Origin of the sequence: Halorubrum saccharovorum DSM 1137 (genome assembly GCF_000337915.1) — an archaeon.
GTDB classification, from domain to species: domain Archaea; phylum Halobacteriota; class Halobacteria; order Halobacteriales; family Haloferacaceae; genus Halorubrum; species Halorubrum saccharovorum.
This window is the reverse complement of record NZ_AOJE01000051.1, coordinates 13,971-37,787: the sequence shown is the minus strand read 5'-3', so window position 1 is coordinate 37,787 and position 23,817 is coordinate 13,971. Positions and strand designations below refer to the sequence as shown.

Below are 23,817 nucleotides of genomic sequence, written 5' to 3'. Positions count from 1 at the left end.
ACCGATGCGTACGAGCTGACGATGCGGTCGCCTCGACGAACACACCCACCGCCTCACGAGCCGACACCCCGAATCGTACCACCCATTGAACACACCCTCACAGCCGCACACACCCAACACATGATCACCGACGCACAGCCAATTCCGACCGATCTGACCGCCGCCCGGGGGTACAATGGGGCCGTTTGAACTGGGGATCATCGTGATCATCGGCCTCTTCCTGTTCGGCGCGGGCCGGATCGCAGCGGTCGGGAACGGGCTCGGGCGAGCAACACGCGAGTTTGAGCGTGGCCGCGAGGAGGCGGAGGAGCAATGACGGCCTACCTCACGTTCCCGAAAAACGCGAGTGTCGACCCGCCACGCGGTGGAATCATCCGCTCGGCGAGTAACGATATCGCGATCCCGCAGCAACTGTCGTGTACGCCGACCGGCGCCGCGCTCGGCCCGGTCTATCTGGGCGTCCCCAACAGTGGCGGCGTCTGTTCGATCGACCGCCTCGACTATCTCCCCGGTGACGACGACGGCAGCGGTCTTCTCGCGGTCTCGGTGGCTGCCGGCACCGGAGAGGGCGTCCGGCGCCGTGCCGACGGCGCCCCGGAGTGGATCGAGGCGCCGGACGTGGACCCGAGTACGACGCGGCGCGGACTGCTCGGGATGTTCGCCGGGGTGCTCGCGCTGGGACTGTTCGGCGACAACGCGGCCGCACAGACGGACGACGAGAGCGAAGAGGAGGTGACGCTCCGCATGGCCGAAGTGGACGTGTCGGGCGTCACGGATCCGCTGTCCGTCCGCGTCATCGACGTGATCGACGCGGTCCTCCCACCGACGGCAGAGATACTCGTCGACGCCGACGACACACGCGTAGGAGAAGTGACTGAACCCGGTGAGGGGGTCGTCCTCCCAACCGGGACGGAAGGGACGATCCGGATCTATCTCCGGGATGCTCGATCGCGACTCGCAGCGCTGCTGGCGTGGGTCAGCGGGTTCCTCAGAACGGATGAGGAACTCGTGTTCAAGCGCGAACTCCCCAAAGAGGCGACCGAGTACAGCGACGCGGAGTTTGTCCGGCTCACAGAACACCCAGCAATCACTGGCCCGATTGCCGACGCCGACCCGGACGAAGTGATCCTCACGGTCGGCAACACGCAGATCCCGCACGCTGACGACAGGGGGAGCAGTGAAGCCGGTCAGTGGACCACCGTCGACGACGCGCTGGTCTATGAGACGGGCGAGAATCCACCGGCGTCGAGTAGCTGGGAGATACGGATCGGCGTCGGCATCTTTGACCAACTGACGGCCTAACCACTCATGGCAACCAATAATCCAAACATCACGGCGACAGACGAGAACGGAGAGAAGCTTTCAGACAGCGAGGTACGGGTCAACGGCAGAGCCCCGAGCGGCGGCAGCAGCGTTGAGACCGGGCTCGTCGACTCGAACGACGACGGAACGGCAGAACTGGTCGAGGACGACGCCGACCTCGGTGGGGGTGACCTGTTGAACGTCGGGAACTTCAACACGCCCGGTGGGTTCGCGGGCCTCTCCGATACGGGCACGCTCCTTACGTCTCAGGTCCCCGACTTGGCGATCACCGAGGTGTACGTCGTCGCCAGCCAATCCGACCGCCTCGCGCTGACGGATATACAGGAAGGCGACGTGGCGATCGAAGAGGACACCGACGACGGCTACATCTTCTCCGGTGGCGATCCTTCCCAGAGCGCGAACTGGTCGCAGCTCTCCAGCTACAACGTCCCCGTCGATTCCGTATTTGGTCGCACGGGTGACGTACAGGCGCAGGAGACCGATTACGACTCTTTCTACGCGCTGCTCGGCGGCGACCCGAACTTCGCCTCGCTCTCGATCGGCGGCGACATGGCGATTCAGGGCGTCGTCGCCTCGGGGTCGGTGACGCTGTCGAGTGGGAGCGCGATCGTCGACCTCGGGCTCTCGGCGTCGGGCGCCACGTTCGATCCGGCGATCGGCGTCGACGATCCGGGTGCAGACGTGAAGCTCGCCTGCCGGCTGTTCTGGGACAGTAGCGCCGGGACGTACAAACTGGAGATCGTCGAGGACGGCACGTCAGTCGGCAATCCGACGGTCAACTACGATATCAAACGGGTGCGGTAATGACGGTGCAACAGACGCCCCTCCGGGCACCCGGTGTAGTCCGGTGGCCGGTCAAAGAGGCACTGCGGCGGAAGCTCCTCGGCGCCCTCGACGCGAGTTTCCTGTTCAAGCCAACGGCGAGCAGCGACGGTGGCGGTGGATCTGCAATACCTGACAGCGTGGTCTCACGGCCCGCTGACAACTCACAAAGTGGATCGAGCACCGCAGATTATGGCGTAGTCATCTCATCGAGCGAGGAATGGCCAGAAATCGGGGCCGAGATCTCTTCAAATACTCCTTCAAGCGTTCAAAATGCCAAACTCCGACGGATTTCAGACGGGGTGATTCTTGAGGAAAAAGATATCTCATCGTTAGCGCCTGGAGATACGTTCAGATTCACGAATTTATCAGAGAATATCCAACCAAATACGGATTATCACGTTTCAATTCAAGATCCCGATAGTGCGCAAATAGGAGAATATGACAGCCCATCTTTCCCTTACACTTCGTCTGATGGCGTTCTTGAAATAACGAGTAGTGGTTACTGGGACGGAGCATCAGTAGTGTATCAGGATGCTGTGGACGCTATCTCCAGAGTCGGAGATATCGGGAGTGCCTGAGTCGGTGTCCGTGTATCTCACACCTAAAAACTGATACTCGTTAATTATGCCCCGCTACAGCCGAGAAGACGCCCTCTCCGAGCGCGAGCTGGAGTTGCTCCTCAGAGCGGCGCGTGAGATGGAGCCGCCCCGAGACTTCGAGACCAGACTGATCATCAATCTCACCGCGAAAATGGGTCTTCGTTCTGGCGAAGCAGCCCACCTCCGCGCCGAGTGGGTGAACACTCACGACCGGATGATCGAAATCCCGCAATACGACCCATGTGACTTCGGGAAAGGCGATCATGCGTGTGGCTACTGTCGGAACCGCGCTCGTGACTACCTCGACACGCACAACACGACGATCGAGGCCGAGGCCCGCGCGCTCCGCGACGAATTTGGCGACGACCTCCCGGACGACACGTTTCACGAGAAAGCGTCTGAGCGCGTTGCAGAGACGAACATCTCCTTCGAGGATGCACTCGATCGACGGTGGAACCCGAAGACGCCCAACTCCGAGCGGTCGATCCCGTTCGACCACGACGTGCGTGTCCAGCTCTGCATCGAGAGATTCGTCGACGAGTACGACAAGTTCCCGGTGAGCAAAGCGACGCTCAACAGGCGTGTGAATCGGGCGGCCGAGATAGCCGGAATCAGCCACAACGTCTACCCGCACGCACTCAGAGCGACCGCCGGCTCACTGTTTGCCGCGAGGAATGTCTCGCCGTATGCACTGATGGGTATCCTTGGCTGGCAGGACATGGAAACAGCACGGTCGTACATCAGTGCCTCAGACGAATCCGCGGCCCGCGAACTCCGGAGTAAACACCGCTAGACCAATGTCCACCAAAAGCTACGGCGGGCGGGATCGACCGCCGCCGCCGGTCCCACCTCCCCACGATCACACCGAATCGCTCGCTCACCAACCCGACTTCTTCCACTGATGTTCAACAACACTTCGACGACGACAGCCGTCGCTGTCGCACTGGCTACGGTCATGCTGCTGGGCGCGTTCGCCGCCCCGGCCGCGGCCGTCAGCAGTGTGACCGTGACGGCGACCGACAGCGGCACCGGCGCAACGACCACCCACACCGTGTCCTTCTCTGACGACACGGACAGCGGGGACATTGACGAACTGACGATCGACTACGAAGCAACTGACGTGTCCGACGTATCCGCCGATAACGTCACGGTGACGTGGGGCGGGACGAATCAGACGGTCTCGGGCATCANCGACACGACGCTCACGGTCACGCTCGATAGCGCGTACACGCTCGACAGCGCGACCTCTGAGACGGTCGACGTGACTGTTGGTGGCGTCGAGAACCCGCACAACGCGGGCGACTACTCCGTCGACGTGTCGGCCACTGACACCGCCGCCGGGACGACGCTCGGGCCGGCGACGGGCACCTTCACCGTGACGGTCGGCGCGACGCCGAGCGTGACGAGCGCCTCCACCCTCGCACAGAACGCGACGGTGACGTACGAGGCCGACGATTCGATGGGGAGCGTGCTCGAACTGGAGGCGAACACTGACAACCTCGAACTGGAGGTTCGTGACGGCGACACCACGGTCGCGTCGTTCGGCTCGTCGAGTGACGCGTTCACGACGGTGACCGCCGCCGGCACCGACACGGCCGGCACCTACGAGTTCAACGTCACACAGGACGCCTACGAGGGCGTCGAACTGGACTACAACGACACGGCCGAGTTGACGTTCGCCGTCGAGAACCTCGACGCGGACGCGCCGGTCAACACGTTCACGGCGACGCTGGACAATCAGGCCGACCGGTCGCAGATGCACATCTCCCCGGCGGAGATTGCGTCGCCAAGCGTGCTCGACGTGACCACGCAGACGGATGAGCCGTGGCTCGCCGAGTACCGCGACGTGGAGAACGAGACGACCTACGAGGTCACCTCCACCCGGTCGATCAGCGGCGAGAACACGACGATCAGCATCTTCGCGAGCGACGACGGCGTTGCCGAAGAAATCGACGCCGCGACCGAGGACGCTGAGTCGGGCGACATCATCCACAACCTCGCTCTCAGTCACGATGAGGGCGTCACCCTGATCAGCTACGACGAGCGCGCGGACTTCGTCGAGGACGGCGACTCGTACGCTGTCTACGACTCTTCAACTGACCAGATCGAGTTTACCACTGGTGAGGCGTACGCGGACGCCAGTGAGGTCGAAATCACGTTCGCGACGAAGAGCGCGACCGACCTCGACAGCGTTGACGTGTCGACAGTCGCGAGCGCGTACGAGGGCTCCGGGCTCGGCATCCGCTCGCTCAGTGCGGACCTCGGCTGGGTCGACGCCTTCCGCGTGGCTGACTCGCCGTTCTCCTTCGAGATTCCGACGCTCGACTGGGGACCGTTCGGTGACGACAGTACTGACGACTCGAACGCCCTCGTGCTCGGACAGGCCGGGGTGTGAGATGAGCGCCTTCGGCAGTCTTGAGGACAGCGTCGGCGAGAATCGTGCGTGGGCACTCGCCCGCCTCACGATGGGCATCCTGTACCTCGCACTCGGGTGGATTCCGGCGTCGATCGGCGGCGCAATCGGGCTGATCTACTTCATCGGCGATATCACGCTCAAACTGACCGTGGGCCGTCGGATGGAGTGGCTGCGCCCGTGGGCGAAGTCCACGCTCGTCTGGAACTACGATCTGGTGCTCTGGATCTTCGGTGTCGAAGACTGGCCCGGCTGGATGGGCTGGTCGCCGTAACAGAACCAACCGACCAACCACCCCTACCCCGCCGGTTGCACGTTACTATCGGATAGTAACGAGCGCCGGCACCCCTTCCGTCCGCTCGCTCGGTAGCCACGCCGACGCCGCGGTGCAACGCCGCGGGCGGGTTTGGAGGTGCCAAAATGTTGAGGGACGACTCAGTCAACCGCAGACGTATCGTAGACAGTCCACGCTGGTGGATCGATTGCAACCGGAGGACAGTTTCGGAATCATGACTAAAACCAGACGGTCCCTGCTAAACAAGGCTCTCAGCCGAATTGTAGCGGGCCTGTGGTCGGTCGTCATCCTTGTTGTCGCGCTCCCGCTCGCAATCGCGCTCTGGATGGCGTGGATGGTCATCAGTATCCCGGGTTCGATCATTTTCGACACCACTCTGTTTCGATGGAGTGGCGGTGCGCCGGGATTCGCGTTTGCGAGTGAGACTTTCACGTGGTTTCAGTCGAACGCGAATCACGCGCTGTTCGGGTCCGGATCGAGTGTCCAGTGGACAGCCGACTACCAAGTCGATCGCTGGGAGAGGGGCGTATGATCCGAGATAAACTAGCGAGACTGGTTGGGCCGAGTCGCTCTGATGGACTCCTCCGGTTGTTCATTGGCGTCCCGTTCCTGGTTCTCGCACTCGTCGTGCTGTATCCGGTGCTCGTCATTCTAGCAGTGCTCCGGGCAATCGTCACGATCCCACTCGGAATCGTGCTCGGAACAGAAATCTCGAAGAATGACGACCCAACTGGGCGTGTGCTCTGGGGCCTTTGGCTCTGGACAACCGACAATATCCGGTGGATCGTCATTGGGTCGCCGGGTCCGTCGGTGACCCCGTCGCTCCCCCGTCCTTGATCGGATCACACAGACAGACGACCCGCTCGGTACCCACGCCGACGCCGCGGTGCAACGCCGCGGGCGGGCTTGGAGGTGACCACCTACCCATGCCGAACAGACCTGATCGAGACGATCGCGGCCGGTATAAATCCCGGACGCGGTCGGACTCGGGCCACCAAGCACACGAGAGCCGTGTCGGCACCGTCGCCCGCCGGATCTACTGGCGGCTGTACGACTGCTACCACTGGCTCAAGCCGTGATAATTGACCGATGACCGATCGACCACCCACCGAACACGCGAGTGAGCGCTCGCCGAAACAACTGGTCGCGATCGCGATCGTCGCGTTCGTCGCCTTCCCCGGCACCCTCACGGCACTCGGGTCGGGGCTGGTCGTCCTGTACGCGTCGCCGCCGACGCTCGGGACACCCACACTCGTCCTGTTCGTGACCGCGCTCACGGCCTGCACGGGCGCGACGTTTCTCGCACACCATTCACTCCGATGACACACCGACTGACTCGCGTCGTCGCCGTCGGCGTCGCGATCCTCATGCTGTCGACCGTTGCAGTCGCCCCCGTGGCGGCGGCCGGCAGCCCGTTCGGGGATCTGTGGACCGACGATGACGACTCAGACGAGACGGAGAATCAATCGCTAACTGATCGACTCGCTGATGCTGCCGAGACCGCACAATCGTGGGGCGCCGGCGTCGGAAACGGCCTCCTCGACCGCGTGAGCTACGAAGCCTCGCGGTCGGCGCCGTGGAGCGACCCGCCAGACCTGGAAGCCGAGGCCGCACAAACCCGCGCGACGATCAACGGCAATTCCACGCAGATTGTCGCGTACCTCAACGAACAGACGGACGCCGAAAACGCGAGTGTCGCGAACATGACTGTCCACGAGATTCGACTCGTCGACGAGCGACACGAGCTGTCCGAGCCACTGTTCCTCACGTTCGAGTACAACCAAACCGCCGAGGAATGGACGAACGTGACGGCGACGGAGACGACGAGCGCAACGCCCGACCACGAACACCGCTTTACCGGATTCCTCGCAACGAACACTGCCGACGAAGCCGACCGGTTCGTCACCGAGTACGTCGCAGAAGGCCAGCCGATCGCGAGTGACCGCGCGTACAACGCGGGCACGCTCTCGCGCTACGCCGGCCCGTTCGGCGCCGACGCCGAATCGACGCTCCTCGATGACGGGTTCGACGGGTTCGAGGATAAGGACGGAGAGGGGTCGTAATGCCCTCTCTCGCGACGCTCTGGGCGCTGATCACCTACCCGTTCCGCGTCGTCCGGGAGACACTCGCGAACGTCTGGCAGGTGGTCGGCCGCGCCACCCCGGAAGACCTCATCCCGCCGTGGATCTGGGAGCGCGTGACCGGGACGATCGCGTGGGTCGTCGAACAACTGCCGCGGACGGCCGGGTACCGGGCGACGCCCTACGAGCAAATGACGGCGAGCGTCGTCGTCGCGGTCATGCTCGTCATCGTCTCGATCGGCTTTCTGACGTGGGTCGCGCCGATCTTCATCATCCCGTTCCTGATCGGTGCCGCGCGCCTGATCCCGCCTGTCGACCGGGCATGGCCGCTGACCGACTCCCGAGGTGATCGACCCGTATGACGTGGCGCGACAGTCTGCCGTCGATCGACCTTCGCGACCGACTCCGGAGCGGTGGGCGACTGAGCGCGCAACTCGCGTCGATCGCGACGTTCATCGTCCTGCTCGGCGTCACGGTCTTCGCCGCGTTCACCGCCGGGTCGGTCGTCGTCGCCGCGATCGCGACGTTCGTCCTGTTCTTCATGCTCAGAGCCGCCTTACCCGCCGACCGGATCGACCAGTTCGTTTCCGACCTGCTCACCGGAGAGGCCGGCGTCCGGCTGTACGAGTGGCTCCGCAACCGGTGGGCTGCGCTCCGGCGCTGGGTCTCCCGATGACATACAACCAAGCGCATGCCCCCGCCTTCAGGTTCGGGTTGCGCGATCACAGAACTACACAACCCACCGACGACACTCACTCGGGTTTCTGCTCCAGAACACGCTTCTCCCCTTCGAGGAGCAATCCCTTCCACGTCAGACCATGGTGCTTCTTCAGTTCCTTCAACCGCTCGTACTGTTCATCGTCGTCAAACTCGATTCGGACAGCGACCATACAGTATCACATGAACGGAATAGTTATGTGCGTTCCGGTACAACCAGTAGTTGATGAGGCGCACCAACACGTTCGTCGTGCGGCCCCGCTCCGAGCAGGACGCGGAGTTGCTTCACGAGCTGTTGGACGCCTCTGCCAGTCTCTGGAACGAACTCACTTACGAACGCCGCCAGAACTACTTCGACGGCAAATCCGTCTGGGACACCGCCGACTACCGCCAACGCTACGTCGGCGTTCTCGGAAGCGCCACCGCTCAACAGCTCATTCGGAAGAACAAGAGCGCATGGCGTTCGTTCTTCTCACTCAAAGAGAAGGGCGAAAAGTGTTCTCCACCCGGATACTGGGGCAACGAGGAAGACGGGCGCACGTTGCGCACCTACGTCCGCAACGACCAGTACACGCTGGAAATGGGCGACCGCTCACGCCTCGAAATCCCGGTCGGGAAAGAACTCAAGGAGGAGTATGGACTCGGCCACACCGAGCGCCTTCGTCTCGAAGTGGCGGGCGTCCCGAAGTGGGACGGCAAACATGGTCGGTTGGAACTGTACTACGACGAGTCCTCGGACCAATTCAGGGCCTTTCAGCCAGTCACGATCGACACTTCTCGACTGGATACACCACTGGCTTCGGAAGAAGCCGCTCTGGATATTGGGGCGAACAACCTCGCCGCCTGTACGACCACGACCGGCCAGCAATACCTGTACCACGGACGCGACTTGTTCGACCAGTTTCGCGACACGACGCGAGAAATTGCCCGGCTACAGTCGAAACTCCCCGAGGGACGCTACTCCTCGAATCGGATTCGGCAACTGTACGGTGGTCGGACACGGAGGCGCGACCACGCGCAGAACGCGCTGGTACGAGATCTCCTCGAACGGCTGTACAACGAGGGCGTCTCCACGGTGTATGTCGGGGACCTAACCGACGTTCTCGAAACGCACTGGTCGGTGCGGGCAAACCAGAAGACGCACAACTTCTGGGCGTTCCGAGCGTTCCTCGACCGGCTGGCGTGTACCGCCGAGGAGTACGACATCACGGTCGAAGTCCGGTCGGAAGCGTGGACGAGCCAGACGTGTCCGAACTGCGGTTCCACAACGGACACGACTCGACACCAAGACACACTCACGTGTTCCTGCGGGTTCGAGGGACACGCAGACCTCGTTGCAAGCGAGTCGTTCCTGAGACGACACACAGACGTACCAAGGCCGATGGCACGGCCCGTGCGATTCGAGTGGGACAGCCACGAATGGCTGGAGTCACCACGCTCTCACCGTCCCAAAGAAGTGCGCACAGACCAGAGTATCCACGGATAGGAGAAAGTCGCTCGCGTCGGGGGTGGCGCTAATGTCAGACCCCGAGCGCGAGGATTCCAGCGCCTTTGGGCGCATGGAGGATGTCAACACCCTCCACGCACGTTCCTATACGATAGTAACATCCAACATCCAATGACCAGCAACACACTCCGGGCGCTTCTCGCGGCGGTCCTCGTGGTCTGTCTCGTCGGCGTCGCTGCCGGCGGGACGCTCGCACAAGACGACGCTCCAGAGCCAGAGATGGAAGTCGTCTACGACGAGTTCCGGACTGATGACGCCGTCGTCGAGAGCGCCAATATGACCGGCAGCGCACAGGCAATCAAACAGAACACGCGAGCGACGATCGAGGATGACGACGCGTTCGTCCGGGTTGGGCTCGAAAACCCGAACAGCTATGCCGTCGCGTTCGAGGTGCAGATCAGCAACGAACTGGTCAAACCCGCGACGCTCGGCACCGTCCGGGCGGTCGAGAACGACGACGTAACCGCGAATTGGCAGGCCCAGCACGACTTCGAGGCCGAGGAGACCCACACGAAGGTGACGGTCGTCGTCCCGGCGGAGACGGACGTACTGTTCACGCCGAGCCAGCTCCGCGTGAAGTCACTCTCGTGGACGGGTGAGGCCGAACAGTCGGCCGACACCATTCGCGATCGCGTCACGAAGCTCTGGGAGGAAGACCGCCTCAAACAGCGCACGTACGAGGTGACCGGGAGCGAGGGCGAAATCGTCACCGTCGATCTGGAAAACCCGGAGACGGGTGACCGGATCGAGGAGTGGCACGCGACGTACACGCTCGCCGGCGCGGAGACGCCCCAGCCGACCCCGCTCGCAGAGGGCACGGGCGAGCCGGTGTTCTACCGGCCGATCGAGAACGACGACGGCGCCGTGAACGCGATTCAGGTCACCTTCAACGAACCCGGCACCGTCTCGCTCACCGTCGAACCGACCGCCACAGAACGAATCGGCTACGAGGTGACGAGCTATCGATCGAGCGTCCTCGACGGCTTCGAGTGGGGGCCGTTCACGGCTGTCGGGGTGACGCCATGACGAGCACCGCTGATTGGTTGCTCTGGTCGATCGCCGCGCTGGCCGTCCTCGTGTCGTTCGCGAACCCCGGCGGGTTCGTCATCGGCGCCGCGATCGCGTTCCTCCTCATCGGTGGACGCTACGGACTCCCGTTCGTCGGTGACTACCTCAAAAGCCGGCAGTCGGGCGTCGGACAGGCCAAAGCACAACGCAAGATCCGCGACTCCATGCGTCGCGACGACGAGCGAGACTGATGACGACACTCAACTCTCTGTTGATGATCCTCGTACCGATCGCCGTCGCGGTCGCACTCGGTCACCTCCTGTTCCGCCGGCGCGGGTCCGGCGCCGTCGCCGCAACGAGCGCGTACGGCACCGTCATGGGCTCGTTCTGGACGCTTGTCGGCGTGTTCATGATCATCGGTGGGCTCCAGATCATCGGCGGGATCATCGTCGCGATCGCGTGGTACCTCGCCCGAGGCAACTACAGCCGGTACAAACAGGAGGGCGGCCTTCGCGCGGCCCTCAATGGGTAACCACGTCCCACTGCCCGATCGTCTTTTTAAACGCTCGATCTTTGTAAGCGCCTTACAATCGCCGTAGCGCCCTGATTCCTCACGATATGCACAGTACACACCCACCCAGCGACTCGTACAGCCACCGACCGTCAGTCCAGCATCGACCATGCTTCAAGACGCCGGTCGCGTGACGCCCGTCAACCGCGCGATACAGTTCTACATCTCCGTCGCGACCGCTCGCGACTCGGCGTTTCCGTTCGACCCGCACGACCCGTACGTCGTCCGCGTCGTCGACGACGCCGTCGTGATCACCCCGCCAACGTGTGACCGCGAGACACTCGACCTCCCCGCGATCGACGCCGAGGTCCGCACGTCGATCCCGGCGCCCTCCGACGACTAATCAGACATGAGTACCCAGACACCCGACGACTTCGATCTGGACGAGTTGAACAGTTCCGGGCTCGAATCCAACCTCGAATGGCTGCGTGACACGCTCCAGCGTCGCGTCAAGCACATTCAGGATGACGAGTTGAAACGCCGCGCCGTGCGGTGGATCCAAAAATCCTTGCAGGTGCCCGCGAGCACCGTCTCGGACTACATCGACCACCAACTCTCCGAGATGGAGGCCGAGTACCGGATGTACGATCACGACCGCGTCGAGAACGCCGAAGACGCGTTCCCCGACGCCTGCGAGGGGTGCCCGCACTACGGCGGTGGGTGCCCGATCATTACCTGGCGCTCGCCGCAAGAAGAGCTCGATCGAATCTCCGAGTCCGCCACTGACGGCGCGACGTTCAAACGGGAGATTCGCGGGCTCGCGACGCTGCACGACTGTCACCGCATCCCGGCGTGGATCACGCAGTGGGAGACGCGGTACGAGGGGCTCGTCGACGAAGGCTGGGATATCTACCTGAGCATCGAGGTCGACGTGGGCATGATGGACAGCCCCGGCGCCGAGATACAGGTCGACCTCTCCGAGGACGACGATGACAGAGGGGCCTACTGATGATCGAGACGATCGCGGCCGTCACGATCGCCGTCGTGGTCATCCTCCTCGCGCTCTGGTACACTCGGCGGAAGATGCGCGAGGACTTCGACGACGCCACAGAACACATCGATAACGGGGACCCCGACGCCGAGCACGTCAAAGGCAGTTCCTCGATCCCGATTCGCGCTCGGGCGAGCGGCCTGAGCATGACGGCGAAGGTGCTCTTCGGTGCGATCGGCGGGATCTTCCTCATCGTGGGTATCTTCGCGTTCCAGACGATCCGGACGGGCTCGCCGGCGGAGGTGATGTTCGCCGACCAACTCATCACGGGCGGACAGGTGGCCGTCGGCGCCGTCGTGGGGATTATCGGCGTCAACATGGCCCAACAGTCGGTCGGCACCCACCACGTCGTCTACGAGACCGAGAGCGGTGACGTACAGACGGAGTCGGTCCCGATCAACGTCAGTAGCATGGAGGCCGACACCGAGGGCAACGCCGTCGTCACCGAGTACGCCCGAACCAGAGTCTTCGGCCTGTTCCGCCGCACGAAACACGTCGCCGAGGACGCGACCCTCGACGGCACCCACCGCGCACCAGGGAAGCCGATCAAACACCAGATTCCCCAGCACGCGATCGAAATCGGGGAGAACGAGTGGATCACGCGGACGGCCGAACAGACGCCGACCCAAAGCCCGGACGTAGAGGCTGATTACGTCTACTCGTCGCCGATCGAGCTGTCGTACGACAAGTTCGTCGACATGCAGGAAGCGAATCGCCGGAAGGACATTCGGCTCACGTCGCTGGAGTCGACCGTCGCCGTCCTCGAAAAGGAACTGGAGAAACTGGAACGCCGCCTCAAGAGCGGCCAGTACAAGGAGGAACAGGCGGTCCTCCAGAAGATCGAGCAGGTCAGCGACATTATCAGTCAGGCGTCATCCGACCCCGACGCGCAGTCGAACCCACGCGATACGCACGTCAACATTCCCGACGCCAAACAGAACGGCGCCAGCACGCAGCCGAGCGCCGCGACCGACGGAGGTAGCCAATGAACACCCGAGCCATTCTCGCCGCGCTGCTCGTCCTCACGGCAGGACTCCCTGCCGGCGTGGCGGCCGCAGCCCCCGACACCGACGCACCGTCGCCGTCGATCCAGTATCAGACGGACAGCAACGCGACAGCAACGAACACGACCGCGAACGGCACGGGCGAGAACCCGGACTTCACCACCGATCAGCCACCCGAATACGCCGACGACGGCACGCCCGGCACCGCCGCCGGACTGCGCGTCACGCCCGTGACGTTCGGCGAAGACTGGATGGGCGTCGAGACCACTGACAGTGACGCCGAGTACGCGACCACCGGGCCGTTCGCGGTNCCGCCCCGGCGGAGAGCGCTCGCGTCCAGCAGTCCGCCGCTGACGCCCAACTGCTGGAAGGCGAGCAAACCCTCCGCGTCGATTACGCGGACGACGCCGCGCCGACGGACGGCGAGAGCTACTACGAGGTCGAACTGTTCTTCGCGGACGGCTCGACAAAGACGATCGGCCTCACCGCCTCACAGACGGGCGTCAGCGTGGCCGCCTCGGACTACGCCGAGTACCAGTCGCTCATCGAGGAGATGAAAGAGCCCGCCACGGAGCGCGGGTTCGAGGCGACGCCGGAGGGCCTGATCGAGTATCACTCGTGGCAACAGGACCGCGTCGAAATCATCGAATCGTTCCTCGTTGAACGCGCCGAGCAGTTGTTCGGCGTCGTCGTCCTCGCAGTGCAGAACCCGCTCGCGTGGGTGCTCGCACTGATCGCACTCGCGCTCGCCGCGTTCAAGCGCGAACAGCAACACGGCTGGATGCTCGACCGGATCGAAAACGACGCCGGCGAAACCGCTCGGAAGGACAAACAGCTCCGGTCGGCGTTCCGCGAGCACGTGCAGGCGTCGAACGAGGAGTACATCGGCCAAATGGACGAAGTGAACGACCAGCAGGCGCAGTACTGGCGCGATAGCTTCGACGTGTACTCGGTGCGCCAACTCGCCGAACTGGCGAAGCGCGGGCCACACAACGCCCCGGACGACGCCGCCACCGATGGGGGCGAGACGGCGCCGGCGATCGCCGCGATCGACGCCGACGACATCCGGGACTCGTGGCTCGCAAAGGCGTTCTCGACGAATCGACTCGCTGACCCGCAGGAAGCGCTGACGTGCATCCGCGCCGCCTGCGTCCGGATGGAAGCGAAGTACGGGCTCGGCCACGAGTACGACGCGACGCGTGACGCCGTCGAGACCCTGCTCGAAGAGGTCCGTGAGAAGGAGGCGTCCTACTAATGCCCGACGAGACTCCCGAGGACGACCCTCGCGACGACTCGCTGGGGGACGAAGACTGGGGGCTGTTCACCGAGGCGACCGTCGACGGTGACGCCGACGCCGCGACCGAATCGGCGGAGCCGGTCGACGCCGACGACCTCGACCCGATCCCCGAGACANTGACGCCGACGCCGCGACCGAATCGGCGGAGCCGGTCGACGCCGACGACCTCGACCCGATCCCCGAGACCGCGCCGAACCTCCCCGCCGGGCCAGTCGAGGTCGAGGAGGAGACGACCGTCCGCGAGTCGCTCACCGACCTCGCGTCAACGCTGTCCACGCTCGCCCGGTCGTACGCCGCGACGATGCACACCCTCGCTCGCGACCACGCGCTCCCGTGGCTGGGCGATCAGGCGCGCAACGTCCGCTCGCTCCCGAGCCGTGCGAAGAAGCGACTGATCCTCTTCGCGGTCGGGCCGTCGAACACGATCGGGACGCGCGTCGGCGCGATCGTCATGCTCCTCGCGACCGCCGTCCTCGCGGGCGCCGGATTCCTCGCGGTCTCGTCCGGCGTCGACGCCGGCGGTGACTCGTCGTGGTTCATGGAGCAGCTCGTCGGCTTCGGAACGAGCGTCTGGAGCTACGCAATCATCCTCCTGCTGCTGTTCGCGGTCATCCGCGTGACGCAACGCTCACGGTCAGCCCAGAAGGCCGCCGCACGCACGGGCTTTTCCGAACAGACGTGTCACCGCCTCGCGAGTGAGGCGCAAACCGCCGACGGCGCGTCGACGGTCGTCGTCTCCCCGGCGGATAGCGTCGACTCCGCGTGCGATCGGATTCTCTCGGCCTTCGAGACGCCGTACAGCGCGCTCGATATCAACTGGGGGGACACACACGTCCTCGACGACGACATCGTCGACGCCGCTCAGAAGAGCGCAGACGCCGCCGACGAAACCGACCTCGTGGTCGACGACCGCGCCAACGCGGACCCGAGCGAGCACGCCCGTCTGAGTCGCCTCGAACTGGCGAGCACGCTCAACGGACGCGACCTCTTCTGGTCGTTCGCCGTCCCGGCGGCCATCACCACGCTCGCCGGGCTCGTCCTCGTGCAGTTCTGGGCCGCGCTCTGGGTGTATCTCCTGATCGGCGCCGCCGCACTCGTCGTCGGCTCCGCGTGGTACGTCGGCGCCCACTACTGGCGTCGGCGCCGGGCGAAGTCCGTCCGCTCTAGTCGCCAGCAGGCGAGTTACGACGACATTGCCGTCCTCGTGAAGAAGGCCGAGACCGACGACGTGACCGCGTACTACGGCTGGGTCGGCGGGACGGTGTACGCCGACTACAACGAACTGCGCCTCGCGTGGACGCTCTCCGAGGTCGCCCACGCCCATATCGAGGGCGAGCCGATCCCGCCCACGATTCAGCAGAAGTTCGCGCGCAACCTCCAGCAGTACCTCCCGAACCTGGAAGGGTACGAGGAGGCCGTCGAGAAAGCCGAAATCCGCGACCGCGTGATTCAGGAGGTCGCGGAGTCGCCGTCGCGCAGACTGCCGAAGAACCGCCTCGCCGACCGCGTCATTCGCCGCGACAAAGACCGGATCGGCGGCGTTGGGTACGACCCGCGGCTCGTCGCCGACGCCTACGAGTCGGTCGTGCCGTACGCGCTCGTCGAGGAACACGTCGACGTGGAGACGCCCACCGAGGGCCAAAAGTCCATGTCGGTCGTCCGCCTGCGGACTGAGCACGTCACGCCCGAGGCGATCGCGACCGACGCGCAATTCTCGTCGCTGTACCAGCCCGATTACGCGCCGGACTTCGACCTGCCCGCGGTCGACCTGCACGCCCCCGAGGCGTCGCTGTCGGACTGAGCGACGACCACCCGCGGCTCGCAGATTTTCACATTCATACCCATGAACGCAAACAACGATTCCGAGACTCACGACCCGAGTAGCGCCAGCAGCGTCCAGCCGGAAGACTCGATCAGCGTCGGCGAAGCGATCGACAAGCAGATTTCAGACAGTCTGATCGAGCGCGTCGAGCAGGACAACCGCTCGATCGAGGCAGTCGTCCGTAGCCTGATCGCCGAAGCCGAGGATGCACTCGCCGGCAATAGCCCGTACGACGCCGAAGCGGTGCTTGAAACGATCCACTACTTCCTGATCCACGACGACCGGATCGACGACCTCCTCGCGCCGCACGACGACACTCTCGACGCCTCAACGAAAATCCGGTTCGAGGANCGACCGGATCGACGACCTCCTCGCGCCGCACGACGACACTCTCGACGCCTCAACGAAAATCCGGTTCGAGGACCACCGAGACAGCCGGGCGGCAGGTCAGACTCCACCCCCTCGTGAGGAGTTTGAGACGCAGGTACAGGTTGCGAAGGCGCTCCGCTACATCTACTCGTACGCAAACAAGACGCGGTTTATCCCCGTCAGGTTGGAGAAACTCGACATTCCGGGCATGTCCTCTCCCATCGAGGGTGACCCAAAACCCATCGGACGGAAACGGGTCGGGAAAGACGAGACCTTCGATGAGATGGAGGAAGAGATAACTATCAATCACGAGGACTGTGAACACGTCCTCGTTGTCGCACTCCCGCGGAAGGGAAAAGACTCGACAATCACCAGCCTCTGCGGAAATCTGAAAGACGAACACGGCTACAAGTGGTTTTCTTGCCTCGACGACGGGCGCAACGAGACACCCATGACGGCGATCCCGAACGACGAGAAGCCCATCAAGGACAATCTCGACGACTTCGGACAGGAACCAAAGGCGTACGACGCCGAGGTATTTGTCCCGGCGACCTCAGGCGTCCCCGACACCCTGCCCAGCAACTTCACCCGCTTCACGATCAACATTGCCGATCTCACTCCAATGGACGTTATTCGGCTGGCCGGGCTCAAGTCCGCAGACTCGAACACAATGCGACGGATCGGACAGGCACTCTCAAACACGATCGAGGATAACGACGGCGTCGAGGGGCTCGTCGAACGTCTCAAGGATTACGCCGAAGAGTTGGAGGCGACGATCACGGTCACCGAGCTACGAGACGACGAGTTCGACGAGAATGATCAAGGCGATCGTGAGCTGAAAGATGCAGAGCGCGTTGAGGCAGATCCATCCGTCCGAGAAGTGAGTTACGAGATGGACGCCGACAAAGCGCTCAATGACGCGGCTGAGTCACTGCTAATGCTCGCGGGTGAAGGACTCATTGCCGGCCCCAACGCAGAGACGAATCTCGATATGGACGCCGTGTTCCGTGATCAGGAGCGCGTCGCAGTTCTAAACTGTAATTTCCTCAAACCGCGCAATGAGTCGCTGAAATACATCGTGCTGAACATGTGGCTCCGCCTTATCTTCCGGAAGCGCGACGAAAACTCCCGGTTGCCGCGGGCACTGCTGGAAATTCGAGAGTTGAAAGATATCGCCCCGTCAGTGATCGGAAATGCCCAGTACAAGCAGGAGGTGAAAGCGCTCCAAGCGACGGTCTATGAAATCGCTACTCGGGGCGGGAGTCGACGAATTATGATGCTGGGATCGACGCAGAAACTGAATGACGTGTACAAAGCTGTCCGGACAAACATGCCTCTCAAGATACTGCTCCAACTCGGCGAAGAAGAGGTGATGACGCTGGACAAGGCGTACAACTTCTCGCCACGACAAAAGGAACAGCTCACGTCGTTCAATGTCGGGTGGGGTATGCTGGTGAAAGACGGTGGTGAACACTGGCCGATCAACTGGCGGGGTGCGCGCTGCGGACTCGGTCTCGGCGACGAGCATTGGCGTGATCGATACGCGGTGGCGTGGGGTGCGCACGTGTTCAAGGGGCGCGGAAGTGGCTGGATCAGCGAACACAAAGACAAAGAGGCGTACGTAAACACACGAACGGGGTACGTCAAGCCGATCGACCCGGACGCCGACGACTTCCCGGACGACGGTGAGTGGCACCTGTTCCTCGACGAAATCTGGAGCACCGTTCCCGTGTCCATGAGCCGTGAGCAGTTCGATCAGCAGACACAGCTCCCGACCCAATTCTGCGAGGCCACAGTCGACTACCGACGCGAGCACGATATCCCGAGCAATCTCTCGCTGACTCGCAACCGAGACACGGCGTCACGCGAACTCTCTCTTGAGAATAAAGATGAGAAGATGGATGAAGAAAAGCGACGGGTCCTTGACGAAAACAACGTCCCGAAGCCGCTGGAATCGTGGATAGGTAAGGCGAAGAAGGGGATGCGGAGCAATATGCTTCAAGTACTCGACGCAGTCATGCGGGCCGATCCTGAGGAAGTCCGTACTCTCGACGGGATCGCTGAGGTGAGTGGCGTTCCGAAAGGAACGATCGGTCGGTGGCGATCGGAACGACACGACTTCGCGACCTGTTTGGAGCGTCGTGGTGAATCGTGGGAGATTACGAAGGTCGGTCACCGGGCGCTGGACATTAACTGGACAAAACTCGATCGGCTTGTCGGCTGAAATTTCACTCGCGCTCCGAAATGTGTGTTCGGCACATATAGCTCTCAACGACTACGATTGAGAAGGAATATACTGTTTCTGTATCTGCTGTTTCGCGTTTCGCGTCGCATACCCTCCTACAGCTTAATACTTAATCATCACGCGCCCGATCCCATATCAGATTGCCAGATGATACTACGGTGTCCGCGCTGTTTCTGTTGCTTCCGGTAGGACACACAGACACCCACAATCACGGAGCGACCGGCGTCGTCGACGACAGACCGCCAGCGGCAGAACAGCAAATCCAAACAGCAAGCGACTCAGACGCCCATTCATACACGATACCGATAGCGATACCGAATCCGGTACCGATAGCGATACCGCGAGCGATACCGGTACTGATACCGTCAGCGGTACCGAATCCGATACTGGTTGCGATACCGCGAGCGATACCGAACACGGTACCGGAACCGATACCGTCGACACCGTCCGGCTCACACGTTACTATCGTATAGTAACGACTAGCACCCGCGGTTGTCGACGCCGATCTACTCCGCGCTGTCGTCGGCGCCGTCGCGATCGTCGTCGCTCCCAGAGCGCATATTGTGTCGCTTGTACGCCTGCAACTGTTCCAGAAAGGACCGACGCGTGTCGAGGATCGGGTCAGCAACCCCCGGCGTCTCGGGCTCAGGCACGGGTACGTCCACCTCCGCGACGACGGCGCGGTGATCGACTTGATCCACGACGCTCTCGACGCGGTCGCGACGCTCGCGAATCTCGCACTCCTCGCGAACGCGCTGCTCCTGCGCGGCGAGCTGTTCGAGACCGTCGATCGCGGCATCGACGTGCGGCCCCATCTCGTCGTCGTACCGATCGAGTCCCTCGTGCAACTCGTCGAGTGCGTCCTGTATCTCCGCGCGGTGCTCCGCGAACGCGTCGGCGAGTCGTCGCTGCGCTCGCTCGCGAGCCTCCCGGACCTCCGCCTTGATCCGGTCGCCGAGGTCGGCGTCGTAGAACGTCGCGAGCGCGTCCTCCAGTTCGTCCTCGAACGCCTCGGGTTCCGTCGACGTGAACCCCTGTAGTTCGACCGGGAACTGGCCGGCGTACTCGCGGAACAACTCTTTCTGCGTCTCGTAGCCTTTCGCGCCTCGAACCCCCTCCTCCAGCCCCTTCGGCACCTTCGACGCCGACGGATTGCCGGGGATGCCGTACTCCTCGACCTGTTGTTTCGTCACGGCGCCCTGAACGACTTCGGCCTCAATCCCCTTGAGAGCGGCTAACACTTCGATTTTTCTGGCACCCGAAATAGGGATATCGGCCCCTGCGGCGTCATAGTCACTGACGACGATCACCGCGAGGTCCTGATCGCGTTTCGACGCAATCGTGACGGCCTCCTCGACCATGCCGAGTGAAAACTCGCCCTGTCCGGACTCGCGGATCGTCGCGCCGTACTCGCCGACCAGGTCCTCGGGCACGACACCCGATTTCTCACACCATACCTCGATGTAGTACCGCTGTTCGGCGCTTTCGGAGAAGTACACCCGGCGAAACGTCTGGTCGGCGATCATCTTCGCGGCGGTCGCGATAAACTCGTCCGCGTCGTCGAACAAGCCGCGTGCGAGCGTGACCTCCTGCGGGATACGCGGGGATCGGAACCCGTCGTCGACCTCCACGTCCGCACTCGCGTCATCGAGCGACGGTCCCGACTCGGGCAGCGGGCGCTCCACGTCGTCGAACGCGGTCGGCGTCACGGTGTGGTTCCGCGTGTTCTCCATCTCGCCCGGCTCGATCTTCTGGAGGATTCGCGCCCACTTCAACGCCTCATTCAGTTCCTTCCAGCAGGTATCGCTGTTCACGTACGGCTCGCCGTTTCGACGCTTGTACTCCCCACTGACGAGTCGATAGTGAAAGTCGCGTGCGTGCTCGTCCGGGCGCCCTTCGCGCTCGTAGAGGTCGGCGACCCATTCGGCCTTCTCGATATCGGACGGCATCAGGTACGCGGCGTCATTTCGGCGGCTCTGTGCGAGGAGCTCGTCGACGGTCGTGTCCCGCCCTTGTTCGCGTTCGGCGGCGGCGATCGACTTGAGCCGGTCGGCGACGCCGGGGATATCGGCGCCGTCACTGACAATATCCGAGAATCGCACGTCATCAAGTGTGTCACGCGGATTATCCATCGATATCCTTCCGTCATCTTTGACACCGGTAAATTTGGGCAGTGACAACTTTGACGCGAGTTAACGTATTAGTTCATTATGTGATACGAATGTCCAAAGCGCTTATCACATTAGAACAGAAATCTCCGAGTGCGGCAACGCAGGGTTGTCGCTTAGCCGGCACACCCCCTTACTACCCACATTCTGTAGCGACGGCGTCGTCGACGAGCTGATCGGACGACGTGGAGGCGGTGCTGTCTCAATCGCCTTCTCGATCAGGAGAAACCACACGTCAGCGACGAGAAAAGCGCCGCCGACGTGCAGAGGGAGCGTGAGGGGTTGTGCCGCGAGCGACCCGTGGGCCGCGTGTCCCCATACTGCCCTCGGGTAGTTAACCCCCAGCCTGATCCGTGCCGGAAGTGAAAGTGGACGCGACGCGGCGATTGTCTCGCTCATCCCGTCCGCCCGAGATACTCAGACACTCCACCATTTCGAGTGTCTTCAACCACGAACCAGTGCCGATCGACACCAGTACCTGACGGACCCCGACACTCCACTCGTTCGAGTGTCTCAGACGACTCAGTATCACGGTGGGCCCGACCCACACCCCACTCGTTCAAGTGTTCAAGTGATCGCGACCGCTGCCTCCTCGTGTTCCAGTTCGTCTGGGATATGACGCCCTGTTCGCGAACGGCGCCCCGGAACCACCCACACTCCACTGCTTCGAGTGTTCGAGAGAACAAGGATAGGCGACACTGACGATTTCGGTCGATTCACGTCTCCACTACTCAACTATATCCACTGCACAAGTACAGCAAAGTGTTCTACGGATGTGGTACGCATACATCCGTGATAAATGTTGGCGTCACACAAGGTCGAGAATCTCCACCCGAGACGGACCCCGCCCCATGTTTTACCCGGAACACTCGAAACGGTGGAGTGTCTGTGTGGGGTCACTCGAAACAGTCGAAGCCCCGGTTTTATATACAATCCGTGTGAGAACCCGCCATGGACAAGCTCGGTCACCTTACGCCCGAGGATGGAATCTTTCTCGATGAGGACGTGCTTCGGGATGATTACGACCCGAATCGGATTCTCGAACGCGACGAAGTGCTGAATCGGTACCTCCAGATGTTCTCCGAAGTCGTTCGCGGAAAGCGACCGCGTAACGTGTTCGTGTATGGTCCGACCGGCGTTGGGAAGACCGTCGGCACCCACCTCGTGCTCGATCGCGTTCGCGAAGACGCCGAGGGTGTCGACGGCGTCGACGTAACAGCCGTCCAAATGGAGTGCCGCGACCTCAATACGAGCTACCAGGTCGCCGTCAATCTCGTGAACGTACTCCGGGAGTCAACGCCGCGATCGAGCATTTCGACGACTGGGTATCCCGAGGGCGACGTGTACGATATGCTGTTCGAGGAGCTGCGTAACGCCGACACCACGCACGTCCTGATCGCACTGGACGAAATCGACAATATCGGGACGAGCGACAACGTCCTCTACAAACTCGGACGCTGTAACAACCGTAATTCCGCGAAGTTCGTTGATCCCGACGACACGAAGGTCGGACTGATCGGGATTACGAACGACTCAACGTTCCGTGACTCGCTCGATCCACGCGTCAAATCGACGCTCTGTGAACACGAGATTCACTTCCCTCCGTACAACGCGAACGAACTGCGGACGATTCTCGAAGATCGCGCCGCCGACGCGTTCCACGATGGCGTGCTCACTGACGACGTGGTCCCGATCACGGCCGCGTTCGCCGCGAAGCGCTCAGGCTACGCCCGGACGGCACTCGATCTGCTATATACGGCCGGCGATCTGGCGCGTAGTGGTGACGAGGACATGGTCACCGAACAACACGTCCGGAGCGCCGAAGAAGAAATCCAACAAGGGGCGATCGTCAGCGAGATCGCGTCGCTGTCGCCGCAGGGAAAACTCGTTGCGTACACACTCCTTGCGCTCGATAACGAGGGAGAACTGCCAGCGAAGATGGACGCGTTCTACGCGTGGTACGAGCACGCCTGCCGCCTCGCAGAGACTGACACGGTCACCGCGCGGACTGTTCGCGATCTGTTGAACGACCTCGTGATTAACGGCGTCGCGAAGATGGAGGAGGTCAACCGCGGACAGCGAGGAGGCCGACACTACCGATACTCGCTTTCAGCGCGCCCTGAGGTCGTCATCGACGGGCTCGCTGAGGATGACGCGATCACGAAACTGGACGATGAGCGTGGGAGCGGTCTGATTTAATGACGATCCCGAAGTCAGATTCACGTCAGAAAGCGCGGCGAGCGTACTGGAAGCGCCACGACCGACAGAGCTACGAGTGCCCGGATTGCGGACGGGTGGAGTCACAACTCCGGACTGAATTTCAGGTACACCACCGGGATGGCGATCCGTCCAACAATGACCCCTCAAATCAGGTTGCACTTTGCCGACCATGTCACAACCTCCGTGAGGGAAAGAAACCGAGTATTCGGGATATTCGCCACCTCCGTAATCAGGTCAATCCGGGGAAGGTCTCATCATTTGACGCTTCTACAGTTCATACCTGTGATATTTGTGGGAGCGATCTAAAAACCGATAGCCAGTGTCACAAGGTTCCTCACTATATTCTGTGCCGCTACTGTCAC

24 protein-coding genes are annotated in these 23,817 nt (G+C 62.4%); 22 read left to right on the top strand and 2 right to left on the bottom strand.

Features of this window, described 5'->3' with window-relative positions:
* Window positions 1-175 precede the first annotated feature (175 nt).
* The 11 genes from C471_RS16370 to C471_RS09370 all read left to right on the top strand — a co-directional run bounded on the left by C471_RS16370 (window position 176) and on the right by C471_RS09370 (window position 8,212).
* Window positions 176-316, top strand: a complete 141-nt coding sequence (locus C471_RS16370; protein ID WP_004048521.1) for a Sec-independent protein translocase subunit TatA/TatB — start codon at window positions 176-178, stop codon at window positions 314-316.
* Window positions 313-1,302, top strand: coding sequence for a hypothetical protein (locus C471_RS09415; RefSeq protein ID WP_004048520.1), 990 nt, complete (start codon window positions 313-315; stop codon window positions 1,300-1,302). Before C471_RS16370 ends, C471_RS09415 begins: the two co-directional genes overlap by 4 nt.
* A 6-nt stretch (window positions 1,303-1,308) precedes the next feature.
* Complete coding sequence (locus C471_RS09410) at window positions 1,309-2,127, top strand: hypothetical protein (RefSeq protein WP_004048519.1); 819 nt, start codon at window positions 1,309-1,311, stop codon at window positions 2,125-2,127.
* Window positions 2,127-2,726 carry a hypothetical protein gene (locus C471_RS17015; RefSeq protein WP_152421864.1) on the top strand — a complete coding sequence of 200 codons (600 nt, stop codon included), beginning with the start codon at window positions 2,127-2,129 and terminating at the stop codon, window positions 2,724-2,726. The genes C471_RS09410 and C471_RS17015 overlap by 1 nt, the downstream gene beginning before the upstream one ends.
* Before the next feature lie 46 nt (window positions 2,727-2,772).
* Complete coding sequence (locus C471_RS09405; RefSeq protein ID WP_004048518.1) at window positions 2,773-3,540, top strand: site-specific integrase; 768 nt, start codon at window positions 2,773-2,775, stop codon at window positions 3,538-3,540.
* A 1,603-nt stretch (window positions 3,541-5,143) separates the two neighbouring features.
* Window positions 5,144-5,434 carry a hypothetical protein gene (locus C471_RS09395; RefSeq protein WP_004048516.1) on the top strand — a complete coding sequence of 97 codons (291 nt, stop codon included), beginning with the start codon at window positions 5,144-5,146 and terminating at the stop codon, window positions 5,432-5,434.
* A 947-nt stretch (window positions 5,435-6,381) separates the two neighbouring features.
* Complete coding sequence (locus tag C471_RS17435; protein WP_160163139.1) at window positions 6,382-6,534, top strand: hypothetical protein; 153 nt, start codon at window positions 6,382-6,384, stop codon at window positions 6,532-6,534.
* Between the two features lie 10 nt (window positions 6,535-6,544).
* Window positions 6,545-6,778, top strand: coding sequence for a hypothetical protein (locus C471_RS09385; RefSeq protein WP_004048513.1), 234 nt, complete (start codon window positions 6,545-6,547; stop codon window positions 6,776-6,778).
* Window positions 6,775-7,518, top strand: a complete 744-nt coding sequence (locus C471_RS09380; protein WP_004048512.1) for a hypothetical protein — start codon at window positions 6,775-6,777, stop codon at window positions 7,516-7,518. The genes C471_RS09385 and C471_RS09380 overlap by 4 nt, the downstream gene beginning before the upstream one ends.
* The gene (locus C471_RS09375) at window positions 7,518-7,898 is read left to right on the top strand and encodes a hypothetical protein (protein WP_004048511.1); all 381 of its coding nucleotides are present in this window, start codon (window positions 7,518-7,520) and stop codon (window positions 7,896-7,898) included. The genes C471_RS09380 and C471_RS09375 overlap by 1 nt, the downstream gene beginning before the upstream one ends.
* Window positions 7,895-8,212 (top strand): hypothetical protein, encoded by a 318-nt coding sequence (locus C471_RS09370; protein WP_004048510.1) that lies wholly within the window; start codon window positions 7,895-7,897, stop codon window positions 8,210-8,212. Before C471_RS09375 ends, C471_RS09370 begins: the two co-directional genes overlap by 4 nt.
* Window positions 8,213-8,288: 76 nt before the next feature.
* Here C471_RS09370 and C471_RS17690 read toward each other — a convergent pair whose 3' ends face one another.
* Window positions 8,289-8,426 carry a hypothetical protein gene (locus C471_RS17690; protein WP_004048509.1) on the bottom strand — a complete coding sequence of 46 codons (138 nt, stop codon included), beginning with the start codon at window positions 8,424-8,426 and terminating at the stop codon, window positions 8,289-8,291.
* Window positions 8,427-8,479: 53 nt separating this feature from the next.
* Between C471_RS17690 and C471_RS09365 the strand changes: the two genes are divergently transcribed.
* The 10 genes from C471_RS09365 to C471_RS09315 all read left to right on the top strand — a co-directional run bounded on the left by C471_RS09365 (window position 8,480) and on the right by C471_RS09315 (window position 19,046).
* Window positions 8,480-9,739 (top strand): IS200/IS605 family transposon protein TnpB, encoded by a 1,260-nt coding sequence (locus C471_RS09365; protein ID WP_004048508.1) that lies wholly within the window; start codon window positions 8,480-8,482, stop codon window positions 9,737-9,739.
* 132 nt (window positions 9,740-9,871) lie between these two features.
* Window positions 9,872-10,786: a hypothetical protein gene (locus C471_RS09360; protein ID WP_004048507.1), complete on the top strand. Its 915-nt coding sequence runs from the start codon at window positions 9,872-9,874 to the stop codon at window positions 10,784-10,786.
* On the top strand, window positions 10,783-11,019 hold the full coding sequence (locus tag C471_RS09355; protein ID WP_004048506.1) for a hypothetical protein: 237 nt from the start codon (window positions 10,783-10,785) through the stop codon (window positions 11,017-11,019). The genes C471_RS09360 and C471_RS09355 overlap by 4 nt, the downstream gene beginning before the upstream one ends.
* Window positions 11,019-11,300 (top strand): hypothetical protein, encoded by a 282-nt coding sequence (locus C471_RS09350; RefSeq protein ID WP_004048505.1) that lies wholly within the window; start codon window positions 11,019-11,021, stop codon window positions 11,298-11,300. The genes C471_RS09355 and C471_RS09350 overlap by 1 nt, the downstream gene beginning before the upstream one ends.
* A 148-nt stretch (window positions 11,301-11,448) precedes the next feature.
* Window positions 11,449-11,682 (top strand): hypothetical protein, encoded by a 234-nt coding sequence (locus tag C471_RS09345; RefSeq protein WP_004048504.1) that lies wholly within the window; start codon window positions 11,449-11,451, stop codon window positions 11,680-11,682.
* A 6-nt stretch (window positions 11,683-11,688) separates the two neighbouring features.
* On the top strand, window positions 11,689-12,288 hold the full coding sequence (locus C471_RS09340; RefSeq protein WP_004048502.1) for a hypothetical protein: 600 nt from the start codon (window positions 11,689-11,691) through the stop codon (window positions 12,286-12,288).
* A complete protein-coding gene (locus C471_RS09335) occupies window positions 12,288-13,319 on the top strand; it encodes a hypothetical protein (protein ID WP_004048501.1) in 1,032 nt (343 codons plus the stop codon). The genes C471_RS09340 and C471_RS09335 overlap by 1 nt, the downstream gene beginning before the upstream one ends.
* Window positions 13,320-13,842: 523 nt before the next feature.
* A complete protein-coding gene (locus C471_RS09330; protein ID WP_004048500.1) occupies window positions 13,843-14,589 on the top strand; it encodes a hypothetical protein in 747 nt (248 codons plus the stop codon).
* Window positions 14,590-14,932: 343 nt separating this feature from the next.
* Window positions 14,933-16,432, top strand: coding sequence for a hypothetical protein (locus tag C471_RS09325; protein WP_004048499.1), 1,500 nt, complete (start codon window positions 14,933-14,935; stop codon window positions 16,430-16,432).
* 574 nt (window positions 16,433-17,006) lie between these two features.
* On the top strand, window positions 17,007-19,046 hold the full coding sequence (locus C471_RS09315) for a hypothetical protein (protein WP_160163137.1): 2,040 nt from the start codon (window positions 17,007-17,009) through the stop codon (window positions 19,044-19,046).
* 527 nt (window positions 19,047-19,573) lie between these two features.
* On the opposite strand, the gene C471_RS09310 is transcribed toward C471_RS09315, so the two are convergent.
* Window positions 19,574-21,199 (bottom strand): hypothetical protein, encoded by a 1,626-nt coding sequence (locus tag C471_RS09310; RefSeq protein ID WP_152421863.1) that lies wholly within the window; start codon window positions 21,197-21,199, stop codon window positions 19,574-19,576.
* 987 nt (window positions 21,200-22,186) lie between these two features.
* On the opposite strand from C471_RS09310, the gene C471_RS09305 reads away from it, so the two are divergent.
* Window positions 22,187-23,434, top strand: a complete 1,248-nt coding sequence (locus C471_RS09305; RefSeq protein ID WP_004048495.1) for a Cdc6/Cdc18 family protein — start codon at window positions 22,187-22,189, stop codon at window positions 23,432-23,434.
* Window positions 23,435-23,817: the final 383 nt, after the last annotated feature.